At 60.6% G+C, this 19,605-nt stretch carries 18 protein-coding genes and 4 pseudogenes; 8 read left to right on the top strand and 14 right to left on the bottom strand.

The features are described from left to right. Positions 1-365: 365 nt before the first annotated feature. From JCM12178_RS18410 to JCM12178_RS13145, 7 genes are all read left to right on the top strand, one after another. The gene (locus JCM12178_RS18410) at positions 366-770 is read left to right on the top strand and encodes a hypothetical protein (protein ID WP_157054923.1); all 405 of its coding nucleotides are present in this window, start codon (positions 366-368) and stop codon (positions 768-770) included. 1 nt (position 771) lies between these two features. Continuing rightward, complete coding sequence (locus JCM12178_RS13170; protein ID WP_054651961.1) at positions 772-1,248, top strand: type II secretion system protein GspM; 477 nt, start codon at positions 772-774, stop codon at positions 1,246-1,248. A 2-nt stretch (positions 1,249-1,250) separates the two neighbouring features. Continuing rightward, entirely contained in the window at positions 1,251-1,985 is a 735-nt protein-coding gene (locus JCM12178_RS13165; RefSeq protein WP_054651960.1) for a hypothetical protein, read from the top strand. Positions 1,986-2,111: 126 nt separating this feature from the next. Continuing rightward, positions 2,112-4,013, top strand: a complete 1,902-nt coding sequence (locus JCM12178_RS13160) for an STT3 domain-containing protein (protein ID WP_157054922.1) — start codon at positions 2,112-2,114, stop codon at positions 4,011-4,013. After that, on the top strand, positions 4,010-4,318 hold the full coding sequence (locus JCM12178_RS13155) for a hypothetical protein (protein WP_054651958.1): 309 nt from the start codon (positions 4,010-4,012) through the stop codon (positions 4,316-4,318). The genes JCM12178_RS13160 and JCM12178_RS13155 overlap by 4 nt, the downstream gene beginning before the upstream one ends. A gap of 19 nt (positions 4,319-4,337) precedes the next feature. Then, the gene (locus JCM12178_RS13150) at positions 4,338-5,471 is read left to right on the top strand and encodes a DegT/DnrJ/EryC1/StrS family aminotransferase (RefSeq protein ID WP_054651957.1); all 1,134 of its coding nucleotides are present in this window, start codon (positions 4,338-4,340) and stop codon (positions 5,469-5,471) included. A 9-nt stretch (positions 5,472-5,480) separates the two neighbouring features. Next, positions 5,481-5,792, top strand: a complete 312-nt coding sequence (locus JCM12178_RS13145; RefSeq protein ID WP_054651956.1) for a hypothetical protein — start codon at positions 5,481-5,483, stop codon at positions 5,790-5,792. A 152-nt stretch (positions 5,793-5,944) separates the two neighbouring features. On the opposite strand, the gene JCM12178_RS13140 is transcribed toward JCM12178_RS13145, so the two are convergent. The 6 genes from JCM12178_RS13140 to tmcD form a co-directional block, all read right to left on the bottom strand. Further along, entirely contained in the window at positions 5,945-6,985 is a 1,041-nt protein-coding gene (locus JCM12178_RS13140; protein ID WP_157054921.1) for a linear amide C-N hydrolase, read from the bottom strand. A 330-nt stretch (positions 6,986-7,315) separates the two neighbouring features. Continuing rightward, positions 7,316-7,537, bottom strand: coding sequence for a hypothetical protein (locus JCM12178_RS13135; RefSeq protein WP_054651954.1), 222 nt, complete (start codon positions 7,535-7,537; stop codon positions 7,316-7,318). A gap of 161 nt (positions 7,538-7,698) precedes the next feature. Further along, entirely contained in the window at positions 7,699-8,073 is a 375-nt protein-coding gene (gene tmcA, locus JCM12178_RS13130; RefSeq protein WP_054651953.1) for an acidic tetraheme cytochrome c3 TmcA, read from the bottom strand. 13 nt (positions 8,074-8,086) lie between these two features. Then, entirely contained in the window at positions 8,087-9,427 is a 1,341-nt protein-coding gene (gene tmcB, locus JCM12178_RS13125; protein WP_054651952.1) for an electron transfer complex ferredoxin TmcB, read from the bottom strand. Between the two features lie 19 nt (positions 9,428-9,446). Continuing rightward, on the bottom strand, positions 9,447-10,109 hold the full coding sequence (tmcC, locus tag JCM12178_RS13120; RefSeq protein WP_054651951.1) for a TmcC family electron transfer complex membrane anchor subunit: 663 nt from the start codon (positions 10,107-10,109) through the stop codon (positions 9,447-9,449). A gap of 3 nt (positions 10,110-10,112) precedes the next feature. Then, positions 10,113-11,378, bottom strand: a complete 1,266-nt coding sequence (gene tmcD, locus JCM12178_RS13115; RefSeq protein ID WP_054651950.1) for an electron transfer complex subunit TmcD — start codon at positions 11,376-11,378, stop codon at positions 10,113-10,115. A gap of 495 nt (positions 11,379-11,873) precedes the next feature. Between tmcD and JCM12178_RS13110 the strand changes: the two are divergent. Next, positions 11,874-12,076 (top strand): annotated as a pseudogene (locus JCM12178_RS13110) (tautomerase family protein). Here the strand turns inward: JCM12178_RS13110 and JCM12178_RS13105 are convergent. The 8 genes and pseudogenes from JCM12178_RS13105 to JCM12178_RS18760 all read right to left on the bottom strand — a co-directional run. After that, positions 12,077-12,643, bottom strand: a complete 567-nt coding sequence (locus JCM12178_RS13105) for a peroxiredoxin (protein WP_054651949.1) — start codon at positions 12,641-12,643, stop codon at positions 12,077-12,079. Between the two features lie 2 nt (positions 12,644-12,645). Beyond that, positions 12,646-13,203, bottom strand: coding sequence for a TlpA family protein disulfide reductase (locus tag JCM12178_RS13100; RefSeq protein ID WP_054651948.1), 558 nt, complete (start codon positions 13,201-13,203; stop codon positions 12,646-12,648). Between the two features lie 74 nt (positions 13,204-13,277). After that, entirely contained in the window at positions 13,278-14,003 is a 726-nt protein-coding gene (locus JCM12178_RS13095; RefSeq protein WP_054651947.1) for a 4Fe-4S dicluster domain-containing protein, read from the bottom strand. Positions 14,004-14,013: 10 nt separating this feature from the next. Continuing rightward, positions 14,014-17,029: pseudogene (fdnG, locus tag JCM12178_RS13090) on the bottom strand (formate dehydrogenase-N subunit alpha). Between the two features lie 29 nt (positions 17,030-17,058). Beyond that, the gene (locus JCM12178_RS13080; protein ID WP_054651945.1) at positions 17,059-17,295 is read right to left on the bottom strand and encodes a hypothetical protein; all 237 of its coding nucleotides are present in this window, start codon (positions 17,293-17,295) and stop codon (positions 17,059-17,061) included. 57 nt (positions 17,296-17,352) lie between these two features. Next, positions 17,353-18,272, bottom strand: a pseudogene (locus tag JCM12178_RS13075) (transposase). A 20-nt stretch (positions 18,273-18,292) separates the two neighbouring features. Next, positions 18,293-19,183 carry a formate dehydrogenase accessory protein FdhE gene (locus tag JCM12178_RS13070; protein WP_054651944.1) on the bottom strand — a complete coding sequence of 297 codons (891 nt, stop codon included), beginning with the start codon at positions 19,181-19,183 and terminating at the stop codon, positions 18,293-18,295. Between the two features lie 210 nt (positions 19,184-19,393). Continuing rightward, positions 19,394-19,605 (bottom strand): annotated as a pseudogene (locus tag JCM12178_RS18760) (hypothetical protein); the annotation flags it as partial.

Below are 19,605 nucleotides of genomic sequence, written 5' to 3'. Positions count from 1 at the left end.
GGCTGTCCGGGCCGCGATGCCGGAGGCAGTCCGTCATGCGTCCCACGGCCGAGCGCAGGTGGTCGCGCTCTGTGGAGCGGGTGGTGTCGAGGATTCCGGCTATTCCGCACATGATCAGTGCTATCTAACAGGCGCAACGGCGGCGGGGCAAATGTTTTTCCCCGTGGACACAAGGGCTTCCTTGCTCATTCGGCGGGGTTTGGACTATGTTGCTTGAAGCGAGGCGGGAAGCCGCCATACCCGGAGGCGTGACGAAGACATGAGCAGTACGGCAGCAGGCCGGAAAAAACAGGCGTGGCAGGCCGCGGTCAGCAGGCGATTCATGAGAAATGTCGCGTGGCTGTTTATTGTTGGCGGGCTCATGGTTGGCGGGCAGTCCGTACGCCTTTGGCATCTGCTGGGCCAGTCCGACCGAATCAACGACGCCCTGCGCGACCAGTACGTTTCCGTGCTGGGCGAGGACATCGGCACGGAGCTTCGGGCGGCTGCAGTTCGAGGCGGGCAAGCTGCAGGTGGAGCGCAAGATCGGCCTCGATCCTCTGCGCGTCATGGCGGCGCTCAGTCGTAACGACACCATCGGCCTGCGTATTTATGACATCACCCTTTCGGGCCTGAGCGGGTATGTCCGTGGCGAAATGGCCCCCGATCGCAGCGCGCTGAACTCCTTTCTGGAGCGGCTTTCCGAGGACGACGCCTACGCCTTCACCTTGACGGATTCCGTTCAGGCCGAGGGTGCGGTGCGTTTCACGCTGGAAGTGGGGAGGCGCTGATATGGCTCGCGGAAAGCACTTCTGGGAATCCATGGAACCGGCCGCGCAGAAGCGGTTTTTCCGCATGACGCTTCTGGCCGTGGCTGTCTTGTTCATAAGCGCCTGGGCCGGGCTTGATTACATGGCCCGCGCCGAGCGCAAGGTTATCGCCAAGAGTCGGGACGAATATGCCCGCGTTGTGGGGCTGGTCAACGAGATACAGGTGTTGCGGGCCGGGTTGGGCGATCTGTCGAACCTGCCGCCCGAAGAGGCGGTCCGGGCCGTCATGGCCGGATTCGACAAGCTGCCTCCGGCGCTGGTGGTCGAGCTGGAAGACGGCGCGGTGGAGGTTTCCTTTCCCGGCATACCGCTTTTCGAGCTGACTGCGTTTCTTACCGACGTACGCGACAGGGCCAACCTGCAGGCCCGGCTGTTCGAGGTGGGGGCGTCCTCGCACGGCAAGGGGCTGGCACACTCCCGCGTGGTGCTGACGAGGTAGACATGACGGCACCGAAGCGAAAGATTTACGAACTCAAGGGGCTGGGCTGGTTCCTGTGCGCCTTCATCGGGCTGGGCATCGGCATCACCGTGTTTACGCCGTGGCGGAATATTTGGACCCGCGCGCTGATTTCCGTGGACGAGCAGGCAACGCATGTGCGGATGTCGTGGGAGTCCGTCAGGCGGGCCGGGCTTTCCGGGTTCCGTGTGAACGGCGTCACCCTCGGATTGGAGAACTCGCCCGGCGTCTTCCGCTTCAACCATGCGGACATCCGCGTGGGGCTGAACGAATGGAACGTGCGTCTCGACACGGGCGGCTCCGAGTGTTTCCTCGTGCTCGACAAGCACGGCGGCATCTCTTTCGAGGGCGATCTGAACCTGACCTACCTGCTCTCCGACGACCTGCGCGGCATCGTGCGGGCCTCAGGCGAGTTGCGACGTTCAGGAAAGGATCGCAAGGCCGTGGGCTGGCTGGATGTTCGCACCCAGTCCATCACGCTGGCGGGGCGAACCTATGAGGACATGGCCTTCATGGGCGAACTGGATGGGAGCAGGCTGACCATACGCGATTTTTCCCTTGGCGCGCCGGTCAAGGTCCGGGCCGAGGGCTGGGCCGAGATCGATCCTGACGACATCATGGAGACGCTCTTCAGTGTCCGGGGTGAGCAGGAAGTCTCGGGCGAGACCGCCCGTTTCGAGCTGGATGCGAGTCTTGGCAGCCTGTTTTCCGAGCATTGACGCGGTTTGCGGGGTGTGGGGTTTTCAGGTAGGTTCCCGGCTTGCGTATGTGCGCTACGATTTCATGAATAGTATTTCGGGATGAAGGATATGATGATGACCGTGTTAAAACGTGTGGATGCAGCCATGGACGGGCGCCGTCCGTGGCGCGAAGACGCCTTGTGGGTCACGGTCGGCTGTCTGGCCGCCTACTTTCTGACGCTGGCCCTCCGGCTCAGCCTCTGGACCGTCTGGGACCATGAACTGCTGCGGGTGGGCGACGAAATCCTTTTGTCCACACACGATTCCTACCTCTGGCTGGCGCTCAGCAAGACGGTCACGTTCAGCGACCCCGAACATATGGCCTGGCTGACCAAGGCCATTCACAATGTGCTTGGCATTCCACTGGGCGACATAGGCTTCTGGGGACCGGCGTTTTTTGCCAGTCTGGTCGCTCCTGTCTGCTTCCTTTGGGGCTGGCTGGCAGGCGGGCGCACCGGCGGCATCGTGGCCGGTCTCGTGGGCGCCATGGGCCTCGGCTTTTATCAGCGCAGCAAGCTCGGCTACTACGACACCGACCTTTTCACTCTGCTTATGCCGCTTGCCGTGGGCTTTCTGCTCGCTTGGTGGGCGGGCGGTCACATCCGCCGCACATGGCTTCCGAGTGACGCTGAGCCCATGCGGCCGCGCATGTCTCCCTGGAGCGCGCTTGCCATCGGTCTTTTCATCCGCATGGCCTGCTGGTGGCACCAGGACCTCGCCATGCTCAACGCCATGCTCGTGGTCATCGCGGGCGGGCTGATCGTTGTTCTCGGCATTCCCGATCGCCGCCCCCGTGCCCTGTTCGAATGGGCCGCCATTCTGCTGGCGGCACTTCCTGGGATGGGGCTTTCCAACCTGTACCTGACCATTCGTCGCGTTTTTGGCTATGACGCCTACGCAGATTCCATCATAGCCATCGCTCTTGCAGTGGTACTTGTCGCATTGGTGGCCCGTGGAGTCCATGAGAACCAGTATGTTCGCGCCCTGTGCAAGTGGTGGTGGGCCGCGCTTTTCGCAGCAGTCCTGCTCCTTGGCGTGACCAACACGCTCATGTCTCCGTCACAAATGTTGATCAGCAAGATACTGGTTTATCTTGTGGATACGCCTACAGGAGACCCCGGTAGCGCCGCAGCGGAAGCAACCCGTTTTCCCAATACGATCTCAAGTATCGTTGAAGCGGGCCGCATAGACTGGAATACGGCTTTTGCCAAAATGTCCACCGCCACATGGCTAACAATTGCAAGTTTTGCCTGCGCCCTGATTGTGGTGGCCTTTCGCCCGGAAACCGTGCTGCTTCTGCCCATGCTGGTCATCGGCATCATGAGCGTGACGCTCGGCAGCCGGTTCGCCATGTTCGGCACCGGGGCTGTCGCCGTATTCTTCGGCCTCGCCGTCAACACCGTTGGCAATGCGCTGCTGCCGGAAGGCAGGCTCCGTGAGCGGCTTCAGGTGGTTCTTCAGGCGGCAGTCGGGCTGGCCATTCTCATTCCGGCCTATCTGGAATACAAGGCCATGCCGCCCACACCTGTGCTGACCCGTCCGCACGCCGAGGCCCTGCTCGGGCTTCGGGACAGGATTTCCGAGGACGCCACCATCTGGACGTGGTGGGACTGGGGCTACGCAACCTGGTATTTCACCGGCGTTCGCCCGCCCATCGATGGCGGCCGTCACGCCGGGGCGGACGTTTTTCCCATGGCTTACGCGCTGAGCACGGATTCGCCCCAGAAGGCTAATCAGATGCTCTTCTATGCAACGTCACAAAAGTACGAGCCGTTCAAAGACATGCCCGCTACCGAGCGCAGGCCATGGTTGAGTCCTTTGGCGATTCAGATTCCTCCTTCGGTGTCGATGCCCCACAGTATTTCGTGGTGTGCTGGAAAAACGTCCGGCTCTCCAAATGGATATCGCACTTCGGCAACTGGAACCTCAAAACGGGGGAGACCCGTGAATACACGATTCGCGGTTCAAAGCCCTCGGACATCCGTTACAACCTTCAGTACGGCATGATCGCCAATCCCGTGGGCCAGAAGAGCCTGATGAAGAACATAGACATTCTCGGTCCGGAAACGGTCAACGACAACTTCTACCCCATGAATGTGCATTCGCCGAAGCTGCTGACCAGAACGCCCAATCTGGTCATCAACGGCCTGATGGGGCAACCTTTCCTGCTGGATGACGGTGCCTACCAGAGCATGCTCGTGCGGCTGTTGCGCGATGACCCCGAGAACCCGCAGATTCGAAAATACTTCCGGCTGGTGGCCGAGGGCATTCCCTTCGTGCGCATCTACGAGCTGGTCCGGCCGGACAAATAACAAGCGAGGATACATCATAATGTCCATACCTTTTATCGATCTCAAGTCGCAGTACCGTGAGGTGGAAGACGCCGTGAAGAGCGGCATTGACGCGGTGCTGGAACACGGCAAGTACGTCATGGGACCGGAAATCACCGAGCTGGAGGAAAAGCTCGCCGCCTTCGCGGAGACGAAACACGCGGTGGGCTGCGCTTCGGGAACCGACGCCCTGCTCATGGCACTCATGGCGCTCGGCGTTGGGCCGGGGGATGCGGTGTTCACCACGCCCTTCACCTTCATGGCAACCGCCGAGACCGTCTCTCTGCTCGGTGCCACCCCGGTCTTCGTGGATATCGATCCCGTGACCTTCAACCTCGATCCCGCGGATCTTCGTCGCAAAATCGAGGAGGTAAAGGAAAAGGGCAAGCTGACCTGCAAGGGTGTCATCGCCGTGGACCTCTTCGGCCTTTCCGCAGATTACGACCGTATCGAGCAACGCGCTCACAACAACGGCATGTTCCTGATCGTGGATGCAGCCCAGTCCTTCGGTGCCACCTACCACGGCAAGCGCACCACCAGCTTCGGTGACGTGGCCTGCACATCCTTCTTCCCGGCCAAGCCGCTGGGCTGCTACGGCGACGGCGGCATGTGCTTTGCCAACAGTGACGAGATGGACGCGTTGCTGCGTTCTATTCGAGTACACGGCTCAGGGGAGGACAAGTACGACAACGTTCGCATCGGCATTAACGGCCGCCTCGACTCCATGCAGGCCGCAGTGCTGTTGGCCAAGTTCGCCATCTTCCCGGGCGAGATGGACAGGCGCGACGAGGTCGCGGCCCGCTACGGCGAGCTTCTTCACGACGTGCCGGGCGTGACCCCGCCGACGGTTCCCGAAGGATATCGTTCGGTCTGGGCGCAGTATTCTCTGCTGGCCGAATCGAACGAGCACCGCGAGGAACTCATGGGGCGGCTCAAGGCCAAGGACATCCCCTCGGTCATCTACTATCCCATTCCGCTTCATCTGCAGACCGCCTACAAGAACCTCGGCTATCAGCCGGGCGATCTGCCGGTCTGCGAGGATGTGGCCTCCCGAATCTTCAGCCTGCCCATGCACCCGTACCTTACGGCCGAGCAGCAGGAGACGGTTGTGGCGGCCCTGAAATCATCCTGCTAGGAGCACGCCATGCGCATGCCGACCTTCTTCGCTGTCCTTCGTCCGTTCACCTTCGGGCTGGCGCTTGCCTACGCCCTGACGGGATTTGTGGACAAGCCCGCGCCCATCAGCCTTGGCGACGAGACGCGCGCCACGGCGCAAGGAGCGGTCGGTGGCGACGAGGCGTTGCTTGTGGCGCAGCGAAACATCCTGCGGCTGGGCTCGCCGCTCTCCGTGCGGCTGTACGGCGATGAAGAGCGTTTCGAGAGCTTTGATGGCTTTGGTCGCTGGGACACCCGGGATGAATCCTGGGAGGTCCGGGGATGGGTCGATCAGGAATAGAAGACGGATCATGTTCAATGCACAGGCCGCCGGGGGTTCCCGGCGGCCTGTTTTTTTGCCTGCGGCGGCTGGAAGAAGAGGGATGGCGTGACGTGTTCTTCTACAGGCCGTGTCCCCCCCCGTTTAAACCGTTGGGATGTTCGCGTGCGTCTTTATTCCGGAGCAAGCCACTTGAAGGGGGTGGCGGGCTTGAATCTGTTTGAGACATCCCCGGAAAGAATCGGGTGTCCGTCGAGGTCCAGCTTCATGGGCTGGGTTGTCTTGCTGAAATCAATGCTGCCGAGGTCCACCCAGAAGATGTTCGGGGAGATGGCGGACTCGTAGTAGTATACGCGGTTCTTGTGGTCGCTCACCGTGCGCCAGAGGGTTGTGGAGATGTTCGGCTTGGACGGGTCGGTGATCCCAAGCGGCACCGAGGCGTTGCGGATGACGCTGAACGCTGCGGCAACGGCCATGCGGTTGTCTTCGAACTTGGGGAGCGCCTTGGTGTAGTAGCTGGCGCGCACGTAGCGGTCACTGGCCCTGTTGGTGCCGGGCAGCATGGTCAGACCGCCGATCTGCTGCCAGTATTTGTCCAGAGCGAGTTGCTCGTCATACACGGGGGAATTGGTCATCACCGTGTAGGATTTGCCGTGATGGATGGTCAGCTTTCCGTCAATATACTCAAAGATTGCGGAGTCGCCGGTAGGGTCGGAAATGGCGAGGTGTATGGTCGGTGCCGAGCCGTTCGGGAGCGTAGTCGCAACGATGCGGAACGGTTCCTGCCGAAGAGCCTGCACCGCTTCATCCACTGTGGCGAAGTTGTCAAGAACGTATTGCACCCACGCGGCGAACGACAGGCCGGGCTTGTCGTGCAGCGAGCCGTACTTCGACTCCGCAAGGTAGAGCATGTTCCCGACAAGGCCTTTTTCATTCATGCCGTCTGCAGAGGCTGCGTTGTAGCCGGAGGTAATGACGCTGCCGTACTTCGAGGTCCATTTGATGGAATTGGCTCCGACGCCGCCGTCGCGCTCCATGCCTCTGGGGAATATCCAGATGTCGCTGTGCAGGTCCTCGAGCCAGTCCATGGAACGGCCGGTAAAGACCTGTTCATCGCCGGCGGAATAGACGAATCGGGTGCAGGAAAATGCGGGCGTGCTGAGAAGCGTCACCCCCATGACAAGGGCTAACAGTGCCAGAGCTTTCGTAATCATGTGGTCCTCCATGGGTAGTATGTGCAATTCTATCCATGTAGCAGAACCAAAAGAGTAAGAGAAGCAGACCCTTCATAATTCTTCCCCTCACCGGCACTCACAAATCCGTCCACCAACAAACCGCCAAACCGCGGAAACAGATTAGGGTTGGCCCACACTCGTCCGGCGGTTTGGCAATCCAAGGGTTTCTGGGGAAGGGGATGGAGAGTCTGAGAGGAAGGGGAAACCCCTCTTGCAAGAGGGGTTTCCCCTTCCTCTCAGCCGCCGGAGGCACGAAAAAGGGTTCGGCGCATGGCGTCGGACCCTTTTTTCTCCCTAACCTCGCTAATTTCAACGGCCTCGATAGATTGCATCGATTTCATTGAAGATTGATTCGACGCGCTCCTGCTGGGCGATGTCCATGGTCTTGTCTTCTCGGGCGGCGAAGAGTTCATCGAGTTCCTGCTGGAGCTGGAAAATTCGTTCGGCCTGTCCGGTGGTGACGGGCATGGTGGGCGGCTGTCCGTCCCGGGGCTGGGTTGCCGCATGGGTGACGGCATTCTGGTGCAGCATGGTCGCTTCCTCCGTTTCTTGACGTTTGGCTGTAACGAAGCAACAGGCGTGCCATCGGCGGAAGTTGCGAAGAAAGGTTACATGTTTTTGGGAGGATACAAAAAGGAAGGCCGCCGCACGGTGGCGACGGCCTTCCGGCGAGGTGACGGTTTTTCGTCCGGTTACTTCACGTGGCACTGGCCACAGGCGACCGGTCCGGCTTTCTTTTCTGTGTGACAGTCGATGCACATCTTGTGGTAGGCGAGCTGCAGCGGGGTGCCGTTGCCTTTTTCCACGGTGTGGCAGTCGGCGCACTTGTAATCAGGATCGCCTTCGATGAACTGTCCTTCCTCGTCCACGTCTTCGTGGTGGCAGGGGGTGCAGTCGTCAATCTGGGCGAGTTCGTTGTGCTCATCGTGCTTGAAGACGGCAGCGGGGCGCTTGGGGGCCGTGAAGGCCGGGTCCTTGAGCTCCACGATGTCTTCCTGTCCAAAGGCGGGAAGCATGAACACGAGCACGAGGACCATGGCCAGCAGTGCGGGGATGATCTTTTTCATTATCGTGTTCTCCTTATTCTTCCACGGCCTTGGTCTTGACCATGTTGGCGTAGATGATGTCGCCGATGAACTTGAGGTCTATGCCGAGTTCGTTGGAGTGGATGATGTCTTCCAGTCCGCCGTGGCAGTTGTGACAGGGGCAGAGGCAAAGGTCCACGCCCTGTTCCTTGACCCTTCTGAGCTGGTCTGCCTTGGCCTTGTTGCCATTGACGCGGACGTTCTTGAACGGCGGGCCGCAGTTGATGACGCCGCCGCCTGCCGCACAGCAGTAGTTGTGCTCGAGGCTGGGCGTCATTTCGATGACCTCGTCGGCGATGGCGTGGGCCACGTAGCGCAGGTCTTCCATCAGGCCGCGTCCGCGGATGATGTTGCAGGGGTCCTGAATGGTGATGGGTCCCTTGACCTTCTGGGCCATCTTGATCTTGCCGGTACGCAGCAGGTCGGCGAAGTATTCCACGGAGTGGACGACTTCAACGGGGTAATCTGCCCAGCCGAGCCAGCGGTTGCCCTGATCGTAGACGGAGCGGAAGGCGTGGCCGCATTCGCCCATGACGATGCGGTTGACCTTGAGCTTCTGGGCGCGCTCGAAGTGGTCGCGCTTGAGGCGGCCCATGATTTCGAAGTCGCCGGAGAACATGGCCATGTCCGAGTTGTCCCAGCCGTGCAGGGTGGGCATGGTCCAGTCCGCGCCGGCTTCGTGCATGATGGCGCCTGCCTGATAGATCAGGTGGGTGCGGAACTTGGGCTCGGGCGCGATGACCGAGTACATGATGTCCGCGCCTTCCTTGTCCAGCGGGATGCGCATGTCCGGGAACTCGTCGCGGGCTTCTTCTTCCTGCCAGAGCAGGGAGTCGATCCATTCGTCGTCCTTGACCCACATCTGGTTCATGGTGGCGGAATGGGAGTGCGCGGTGTCCTGAATGTACTGCGGCGTCACGCCGAGCTTGTGGCAGATGCGGCGCACCATGGACATTATGTAGCCGGTGTCGATGCCCAGCGGACAGTAGTGTATGCAGCGTCTGCAGAGGTTGCATTCGGTGTAGGCGATCTGGGCGGCGCGGTAGATGAAGTCCGCGTCGACCTTGCCTTTCTTGTCGATCATGACGGCCATGGTCTGCACGACCTTGCCCACGGGGGAGTAGGTCGGGTCACCGTCGTGAGAGACGTAGTAGTGGCAGGCCTTGGAGCAGAGTCCGCAGCGCACGCAGGTGTCGTGGTAGACTTTGAGCTTTGCGCCGGTCTCGCTGGCCAGCACGTTCTGGATGGTCTCCTGAATCTTTTCGGGAGTCAGCCGGGACGTACCGGTTTCAAGGCCGATATCTTCAATCTTTCTGTCGAAAACAGGTTTCTTCATGTCGTAATCTCCTTTCCCTCTACCAGTCCTTGCAGTGGCGTACGCCCTGGAACTCGGAGCCGATGTAGGCGCGGGAGTACCAGGAGACCAGCATGTGGCTCAGGCGGGTGAATGGGATGAGGGCCAGCCATGCGATGCCTGTAATCACGTGCAGCACGATCATGACCTCGTAGTTGAAGATCTGGTGGTAGGCCAGAAAACCGGTCAGGAACGGGGCCACGACAACGCCGAGCACGAACCAGTCGTGTCCGGAGGTGACAAAGGCCACCTCGGGAACGCTGAAACGCCGCCAGGCGAAGAACGTGCCGCCCGCGATGACCAGCAGGGTCATGACGTCCGCCACGTGATTGGGCAGGGCCGGAATGCTGACGCCGAACCATTCTTCCCAGAGGATGACGTGTGCGGAAAGGAAGATGGGCACCAGGATGAGACAGATGTGAAAGACGAAGGTCACGACGGTCACGGAAGGGGTTTCCCTCCAACCGAGGGTGCCGAAGGGCAGGGACCATTGGGCAATGGACCGCAGGCCGAATTTCGCCTTGGTGTAGTATATGGAAGAAGTGTCCTTCTTCTTGGCCAGACTCCAGAGGCTGGCCAGCTTGTAGACGGAGCCGAGCAGGAATATGCCCCAGCCGATCCAGGCCAGCGGGCCGGTCACGAGTTCGTATATTTCGTTGAACATGGCTTATGCCTCCTTCCGGAAGTCGGCGACGGGAGCAACGATGCGCTTGTAGACACCGCCCTGGATGCCCTTGATGAGCACCGAGGTTCCGTCAGGGCTGAACACGGGGTCGAAGACCATGTCGAAGTCTTCCTTGCAGGCCTTGCCGTCCACGAGGACGTTGTAGCGCTCGCCCTTTTTGACCTTCACGGCCACGTTGGAGCCGTTGTCGCTGAAGATGGGCTTCCAGATCATGTCGTAGCGGCCGTTCCATGCGGTGCCGTCCACGATGACGTTGTAGCCCTTGTCCGGGGTGCGGCCGACAGCGGCGGCGCGGTTGCCGTCCGGGCTGACCGAGAGGTCGGTCACGGACAGGTAGCCGCAGTCCCACGGTTTGGCGTCGCGGCATACGGTGAACTTGCCGTATTTCGGGGAGCAGATGGCCCAGAGGGTCTTGCCGTCCTGAGAGTACTGCTGCTGCCAGAGCTGGGTGAACTGAGGCTGCCAGAGGATTTCCCCATCCTTGGCCATGCCCCACTTGCCGTTCATGCGAACCGGCGCGACAACGCTGCCGTCGGCGGGGTTGAAGCTCGGCTCCCAGACACAGGCGAAGTCCTTGCTCCAGAACTTGCCGTCCACGGCGATGGTGTAGTCGTAGAGCGACTTGCGCGCCTGACAGGCCACATGGCCACCTTCATTGCTGAACACGGGGGTCCAGAAGTTCATGGCGCGCATGTCCCATACCTTGCCGTCCACGGCCAGCGAGAACACGCCGTCCTGGAAGGTGAAGATGTCGGCCTGTGCCAGCGCCTGCACCTGCACGGCGGCTGCGGAGTGCTTTCCGCAGGGGCTCAGAGCGAAGCTGTTTGCGTTTTCGAAAAGCTCGTCCCAGATGGTGCCGTTCACGACCATGCCGTACTGCATGTCCTGCTGAACGCCCACACTCAGGGAGCCGTTGCCGAACTGCATGTCCCAGAGGAACCCGTAGGTTTCTTCCCAGGCATTGCCGTCCTCGGCCACCGTCCACTCCATGTCGAGCGAAACGAGTGCGGCGAGCCGTCCGTCCGGTGTGAACTTCGGACAGATGGCTTTTTCAAATCTGTTTTCCATTACCTCGCCGTTCACGACGAAGCTGAACTCGGCGTCGTCCGTACAGGCCACACAGGCGATCTTCTCGCCGTCGGGGCTTGCGTGCCATTCCTCAAGCCAGCGAACTTCTTCGCTGGTCTTGGAGAGATCCTGCACGGTCTTTTCGCCGGATTCCCAATTCCAGCCGGTTTTCTCACTCATATGATCCTCCAGGCCCGGCATCCGGGCCGTTTTACCTCCCTTGTCCGTTCCGCGCCAACCACGCGCGAAAACGGAGGTGCGGCATAACCGCCAGCCATGACAAAAAAACGCTCGCATTTCACAAGCGCCTCGTCACGAAGCCTCAACTCGGCGAAATAGCATGCCAGCCATGCAGTGGCAAATTACTTTGTGAAACAATTCCCCAACGCAAGTCGAGTAGAAAATTTCAATGATTCCAGCCAAGACTCATTGGTAAAATCGTTCCAATCGGCCACATTTATGCCCGTTTCGCCAAAATTTTTTGATCGATCAATCAGTCTTTCCTCTTCTTGTCAAGCCCAAAGGGGTGCAACGTCGGCAAACCGAACCTTGGAGGTAGAAAAACATTCGATCATCCTGCATGGTTGTCCACAGTGTCGTCTGTGTGCCATTATTATTGAACACTATCATAATATTCAGACGAAAAACGTCGCTCAGGCGACAGAAGGAGAAGCCATGCCCTTCGTCAATATCCGCATTACCCGAGAGGCGCGACCCCGGAGCAGAAGCAGCGGCTCATTGCCGGTGTGACCGAGCTGCTTGCCGATGTTCTCGGCAAGAACCCGAAGACCACCTTCGTCATCATTGACGAGGTGGATACGGATAACTGGGGGATCGCGGGCGAGCAGGTCACTGCCCGCCGCGAACGGGGCGAGTAGTTATTCGGGCAGGGCTTCGAGTGCCTTGACGATGATGGCCAGATCGGGCCGGGTGTTGACGTCGCTGACGTGAATCCAGCGGATCACGCCCTGTTTGTCGATAAGGAAGAGTGCTCGTTCGGACATGCCGTCGCTCCGCAGCACCCCGAAGGAGTCTGCCACTGCCCCATGGGGCCAGAAGTCGGAGAGCACCGGGAAGTCGAGGCCGCCCATGGCCCGCTCCCAAGCCCATTGCGTGGGCGTGTTGTCCACGTTGATGCCGATGACGTCAGCGTCGAACTGGGCAAAGAGTTCAAGGGCGATGTTGTAGCCGGGCCACTGGTCCGAGCAGACCGGCGTCCATGAGGCGGGCACGAAGGAGAGAAGCACGTTTCGGCCACGGTAGTCCGAGAGCCGGACGGTTTTCCCTTCCGTGGAGGTCAGCGCAAAGTCCGGCGCGGTGTCACCCACTGCAACCTTGAGCTTGCTGTCGACGGGTTCCATTTCCTCTGCCGGGAAGGTGTCCAGTGCCAGCGCGGTGGAGGGGAGCAGCAGAAACAGGGCGAGAAGAAGCGTTGTGACGCGCATGGTTAGTCCGCCGTTGCGGCAAGTTTGAGGATTTTCTTGATGAAGGCGTCCTTGTCCTGCACGCCGCCTTCCTGCACGAAAAGCGTTGTGAGCGTCCCGTCCGCTTCCTTTTTCAGGAGGAGGTAGAAGGGTGTTCCCACGCTGCCGACCTTCTTGTGATTGACGTAGTCTGCGTCGGGAAAGAGCGGCATGCGGATGCCGTACTTTTTCTTGTAGAAATCCACTTCATACTGCGAATTGCCAGCACCTATGCCGAGCAGTGCCAGCCCGGGCCGATAGCCTTGATCTTCCACCGCGTAGTAGAGGTCCTCGATGACCGGGACGTCCCGCTGGCAGACCGGGCAGTACATGCTGAACACTTCCACGAAGATGAGGTCCGCTTCGAGATCGGAGAGAGCAAAGCTCTCGGTCTCCGGGGCAAGGCCGAGGTAGGCCTTGTCGTCAGCCGTGAGCGTGCCTGAGATATTCAGGTCGGGGAATGGCTCCGATGCCTGTGCTGCGGCAGCGAAAAGCAGGCAGAGGGTCGCGATGAGCGCGGTGGTCCGGGCGAGTCGTTTCATGGTGTCTCCTGTCGGCCCCAAACGGGCCGCCGGGGGGAGGCCGTATCCCCCGGCGGCGCTTGGGTGGAGGTGTCCTAACTCCGCATGCGGGCAGCGGCTCCGCCGAGCTTGGCGAAGAGCTGCTTGCGGGTCAGTCCCTTGCGGGGCGTTTGAGCCGCGTCAGCCATCAGGTACTCGTAGTACTCCTGAGCCGGGTAGGCCGTCAGGTAGATGACGCGGGTTTCGTATGGGTCGACCAGTTCCGCTTCCGGGAACTTCTTCTGCACCGTGGCGAGGGCTTTCTCAGCCAGATCCATCATTTCCTCGCGGTCACCAAAGTTCATGGTGCCGGTGGGGCAGGACGTGACGCAGGCCGGGCGCAGACCGATGCGCAAGCGGTCGATGCACATGTCGCACTTGCTGATGACGCCGGTTTCCGGGTCCACGCGCGGGATGTTGTACGGGCAGGAGCTGAGGATGTCCTCGTAATTCTCCTGTTTCGTCAGTTCCGTGTAGACAACCGCTCCGGTATCGGGGTCGTGGATCATGGATCCTTCGACTTCGGAGTAACCCACGCACGGCGGGTCCACGCAGTGGCGACACTGTTCCGGGAAGAAGTTCCAGCGGATTTTTTTGTCCACCACTTCTTCCTTGAAGCGTACCAGCCGGATGGTGTTGTAGGACAGGTCCGGCGGATTCTGGTGTGTTCCGGTATTGACCGTTTCTTCGGCCGGGAGTTTCTTCCATTGCTTGCAGGCCACCTGGCAACCCCGGCAGGCCGTGCACTTAGTCAGGTCGACAAAGAAGCTCTTTCCGTTCATGTCGTCCTCCTTACGCCTTGCGTACGTTGACCATGAAGGCCTTTGTTTCGGGAATGCCGGTGTTCGGGTCACCGACGGACGGGGTCAGCAGGTTGGCGGAGTCTCCGCCGTTCTTGGGCCACGTCCAGCCAAAGTGCCAGGCAGACCGACCTGATGGACGGTGTTGCCGTCGATGGTGAAGGGCTTGAGCCTTGCGGTAACGATGGCGATGGCCCAGATGGAGCCGCGCAGGCTGTCCATGACAACCTTGTCGCCGTTGTTGATGCCCTTGAGCTTGGCCAGTTCCGGCTCATTTCACAGAACACCTGCGGCTCGGTTTCCACCAGCCACGGGATGTTTCTGGTCATGACGCCGGTCTGCCAGTGCTCGGTCACGCGGTAGGTGGAGCACACCAGCGGGTAGCGCGGGTCGCACACGGCCTTCTGCTCTTCGGCAAAGGCGATGGCCGTGGGGTTGTGCAGCTGGCCGGAGTAGGGGTGTTCCTTCACCGGACATTCCAGCGGCTCGTAGTATTCGGGCAGCGGACCGTCTGCGCGGCCGGGGCCGAAGAGCTGTCCGTAACCGTGCTTGCGCATGATGAACGCATGCTTGGTGCCGGGCTTCCAGCCGCCGTCGGGCACGTCGCCGACCCACTTTGTGCCGTCCCACTTGATGACCGGCTTGTTCTTGGCATAGGGCTGTCCCTTGAGGTCCACCGAGGCGCGGTTGTAGAGCACGCGGCGGTTGACGGGCCAGCACCAGCTCCAGTTGGGGAAGAGGCCGATGTTGGCCTGCATGGGCGTCTGGGTGGTGTCGCGGCGGGCGGCCATGTTGCCCTTGTCCGTGTAGGAGTTGCAGTACAGCCAGTTGCCGGAGCAGGTGGAGCCGTCGTCCTGCAGATAGGCGAAGCTCGGGACCTGCTGCCCCTTCTTGAAGGTCTTGCCCTTGACCATGGTATCCTTGGTGAAGAAACCGTTGATCAGCTTGGCGACCTTGTGGGCGTCGAACACGCCGTCGGTGGCGATGGCGTCCCAGGTGAGTCGGGTGACCGGCTCGGGATACGCGCCGCCTTCCTTTTCGTACAGGTGCTGAATTTCCTTCATCAGCTCGTACATGATGTCGCCGTCGGGCATGGTGCCCTTCTTCGGCTCAGGGCCCTTGTAGCGCCACTGCATCCAGCGGCCGGAGTTGGTGACGGAGCCTTCCTTCTCGATGGAGACTGCGCAGGGCAGGAAGAAGACTTCGGTCTTGATCGTTTCGGGATTCATGTCCGGACCTTCCCAGAACCATCCGGTTTCGTTGGGGAAGATGTTCACGTTGACCAGCCAGTCAAGGTTGGCCATGGCTTCGCGGTTCTTGCCCGCGTTGGCGCCGGAACAGGCCGGGTTCATGCCCCATGCGAACAGGCCCTGGAACTTGCCCTTGCCCATCTTGTCGAACAGGGTCAGCCATGCGTATTCGCTGGCCGCGCCGGTGTCGAGGCGCGGGAGGTAGTTGTATGCGGTGGCCGGATCGTCGTTCAGCCACATGGACTTGATCAGGCTCGCCGAATACTTCGGGTAGTTGCTCCACCAGTTGGCGGATTCCGGGTCGTTGGAGACCGGGGTGTAGTCCTTGTCGTAGGCGGCAAGGGAGTCCTGCCACGACTTCGGTGTCTTCAGGTAGCCGGGCAGGATGTGGTAGAGCAGGCAGTGGTCTGTGGAGCCCTGCACGTTGGATTCGCCGCGCAGCGCGTTCACGCCGCCGCCGGCCACGCCGATGTTGCCCAGCAGGAGCTGGACCATGGCCATGGCGCGGATGTTCTGCACGCCCACGGTATGCTGGGTCCAGCCCATGGCGTACATGATGGTGCCTGCCTTGTCCCCGGTGCCGGTGGCGGCATAGGTGGAGTAGAGCTCCTTGAGCTCGTCGATGGACAGGCCGGACATTCTGGAGGCGTTTTCCAGCGAGTAGCGCTCATAGTGCTTTTTCATGAGCTGCAGCACGCAGTTCGGGTCCTGCATGGTCGGGTCCTGTTTGGGGACGCCGTTTTCTTCCATCTGGAACGCCCACGAGGACTTGTCGTAGGTGCGGGTTTTCGGGTCGTAGCCCGCGAACACGCCGTTGTCGAAGGCGTAATCCTCGTTCACGAGGAAGGATGCGTTGGTGTAGTTTTGGACGTATTCCTCAAAGTACAGCTCGTTGTCGAGGATGTACTTGATAAGGCCGCCGAGAACGGCGATGTCCGATCCGGAACGCAGGCCCGCCCACATGTCGGCCTTGGCCGAGGTTCTGGTGAACCGGGGGTCGACATGGATGAGCTTTGCGCCCTGTTCCTGCGCCTTGGTGACCCACTTGAAGGAAATGGGGTGGTTTTCGGCAGCGTTGCTGCCCATGATCAAAATGCAATCACTGTTCTTGATGTCAGTCCAGTGGTTGGTCATCGCGCCGCGTCCGAACGACTCTGCCAGAGCCGCAACAGTCGCGCTGTGTCAGATACGCGCCTGGTGCTCTATGTACACCAGGCCGAGGCTGCGGAGCATGGTCTGGAAAGCCCAGCACTCCTCGTTGTCGAGCGCAGCCGATCCGAGGGAAGCAATCCCTTCGGTGCGGTTGACGGTCTGTCCCTTGTCGTTCTTGACGGCAAAGGTTTCGTCGCGGGATTTCTTGACGCGATGGGCGATCTGCTCAAGGGCCCACTTCCAGGAAACCTGCTTGAACTCCTTGGAGAAGGGCGCGCGGTAGAGCGGGCCTTCCGGACGGCGTTCGTTTTCGGCGAGCTGGTAGATGGACGCGCCCTTGGCGCAGAGCGAGCCTTCATTGACCGGATGGTCGGGGTCGCCCTCGACGTTGACGGCCTTTTTCGTCTTCAGCGAGGTGTTGACGATCAGGCCGCAGCCGACGGCGCAGTAGCAGCAAATTGTGGTGGTTTGTTTGGTCCACTCGGGCTTGAGCATGGTAGCCCTGTCCACGGCCGGGGCGGTGTGTTGACAGCCCAGCCCTCCGAAAGCGGTCATTGCGGCCGCGGTGGCGGAGAGCTTCAGGAACCTTCTTCGATTGACGGTCATCCTTCCTCCTTAACGATGTGCGTGAAACGTCACCTGCCCCTGATCTCGCGGCCCAGTGCCGTGAGAAGGGCGAAACCGTACAGCCCGGCAGCGCGCTCGCGGGGCGGTGCGGACATGAATCCGGTTCCGGACGGGGGGATGATCCGCCGGAAGGTCATGCTCGCGGACGCCTCGGCCACGCCTGCCAGATCGAACCCGAGGCCGCCGAATGGGGCGGGAACGGCTTCGCGGCGACGGTCACGTCTGCGGTTGGGATGGGTGTTCATAATGCGTACCTCTACGGTTTTCCTTGATACGCATAATGGAGCAGCGGGGGAGGAATATCAAAAAGACTGTTCTTGACCACGCTCCTGCACAATGGCGCAGAGATAGCTGGTCAGCGTCTCGAAGAGCGGGCGGCCGCGATTGTTGAAACGGAACTCCAGTTCCTTGAGATACAGGGGGAACCGCTGGCAGGAGATACCGCGGAAACGGCGCAGCGGGACTGGGCGTACTGCCAGAATTCGCTATTGGTTTCATCTAGTTGCGGCTGCTTCTCCTGCTTTCGGATCACGTGGTAGGGCAGGGTGTCGTTGCCGCAGAAGATCAGCCCGTCGTAGTCCTTGTAGCGGTCGGTGTAGACGAGGTTGCCGGAGCGGACCATGCTCAGGCGGAAGTTCATATGGAAGTGGAACACGGTTTCCGCCTGAAAGCCCGGCACCAGATCGATGAAGGCCAGCTTGCCGCGCTGGATGATGCCGTACACCGGGATGGTGTCCATGCGCATGTCCTTGGGACCGCCGGTGAGCCTGTTGCCCTTGAGGTACCCGTCAAGGCCGGTCTCGGGGCTGATGAGCTGGTTGGCGTCCAGCGCGTGGGCCAGAATGGCGAAGCGCATGGCGGTCAGGGCCTTGTATACTGTATTATAGCTCAGGCCGAGGGACTCGGTGATCTCGTGGACGCTGGCCTCGCGCTCGAACATGCGGGTCAGGGCCAGCCAGTCCGAGCAGGAAAGCGCGCCGTTGTTGATCCAGCGGCCGCTGAACGGCTGAAACGTGTACTTGCAGGAGGCGCAGCGCATCCGCTTGCCGTTGGAAAGGTTATAGACCTTTTCGTGCCCGCAGCGTGGACAGTAGGGCGAGCCGTCGGGCCAGCAGAAGGAGAGCAGGTACTCGCGCGCGGCCTCTTCATTGGCCAGCAGCAAGTCCACCCGTGTGAGCGGGCGCGGGCCGGAGGCGGATGTGGTGCGCGTCTGGTCGAGCATGGTGTTCTCCGTTCGGGGTACTAAAAGCCCCATGCGGACAGGGTCGCCCGCTGGTAACCGTTCTCCCGTGCCACGAAATCGAGGGAAAGGGAATCCAGATCGTCGAGAATCGGCAGGACCTTGCGGTCCATTTCCCTGAAATCGATGGTCTTCATGTAGTTGCCGCACGTCTTGCAAACGTCCACACGATAGCCTGGTTCCTCCTTAACAGTAAAGAAGGTCAGCTTTTCGTGGTCCCCTTCGTCGCACAACAGGCAGGCGATGCGCCGCACCCGGTACTCGTGCCGACAGTGGGAGCAGGTGGCGAAGCGGAAGCCCTGCTTGCCTTCAAGACGGGAGATGAGGGGCAGGCTGCCGCAGATCGGGCAGCTTCCGCTCATCCGTGCCCCCTCATGGCTGGCGAGGCGTTCGGCCAGCGTTTCGGAAACGGCGGTCAGGCTCGGTTCCAGCGCGGAGCGGGTCAGGAAGGCCAGCGCGCGCGGCGCTTCAGCGGTCCGCTTGGCCCACTCCTCAAAGAGCGCACCATCATCATTGAGAAGGCTGCGATACGCCTGTTCGGTTTCCAGTTCGCCTTCGTCCAATGCTTTTTCCAGAACAGCCGCAGCCGAAGCCATGGGGCCGTCCTGCGTGCCGAGCAACTCCAGAATATCCCGGAAGAGCGCGTCTGCGTTCTTGGCGTCATACGGAAATTCGTTGCGGGCAAGCAGCGGCTTTCCCATGAGATTTTCTTCGGGAGTGGCCAGCGCGTCGTCATCGGGCAGCGCCACGGACACAGTCTTGCGGGCGTCGGCCTGAAGGCGGGCGACCTGTTCAAGCAGGTCCATCAACTCTCCGGGCAGGTGGTCGCGGCCACGGATGAATTCGGCCTTTTCGGCAAACAGACGCTCATGTGTATTCTTCGGTGCGCTCATGAAGGCTTCTCCCGTATGTATTTTTCGGTGTGGTAAAAAAACTACGGGTGTCCATCGGCAATGCCAATGCCTTTCTACTAACTCACGGTTTGACACCAAGGGCAACCAAAGCGCCCGTTTTATAACGGGTTAGGGTGTTTCAAAATTGTAAACCATTATGCTTTTCCGGGCATAGTAATGATGCTTTCCGGTGCATATTCGAGAGGTTGATTACAGGGGCGGAAGGCTTGCGGGGGCCAGAAGAGGCACGTCGGTTCCGGGGGCGAGGCTGGTTTCCGGCGGTACGGCGATGTAGGCGTGCAGGCGGGCGATTTCCTCAAGCGGCGAGAGGGCGTGGTCGGCCAGCGGGGTGGCCGAGAGGATGGGGCCGCTCCACTCGAGGGTGCACGGGGCGAGCCATTCCAGCCCCTTGCGGGTTCGCA

It is taken from the genome of Salidesulfovibrio brasiliensis JCM 12178 (genome assembly GCF_001311825.1).
In the GTDB taxonomy this organism is placed as follows: Bacteria; Desulfobacterota; Desulfovibrionia; order Desulfovibrionales; family Desulfovibrionaceae; genus Pseudodesulfovibrio; species Pseudodesulfovibrio brasiliensis.
Note: the sequence above shows the minus strand (reverse complement) of the source record. Positions and strands in the feature narration are given on the sequence as shown.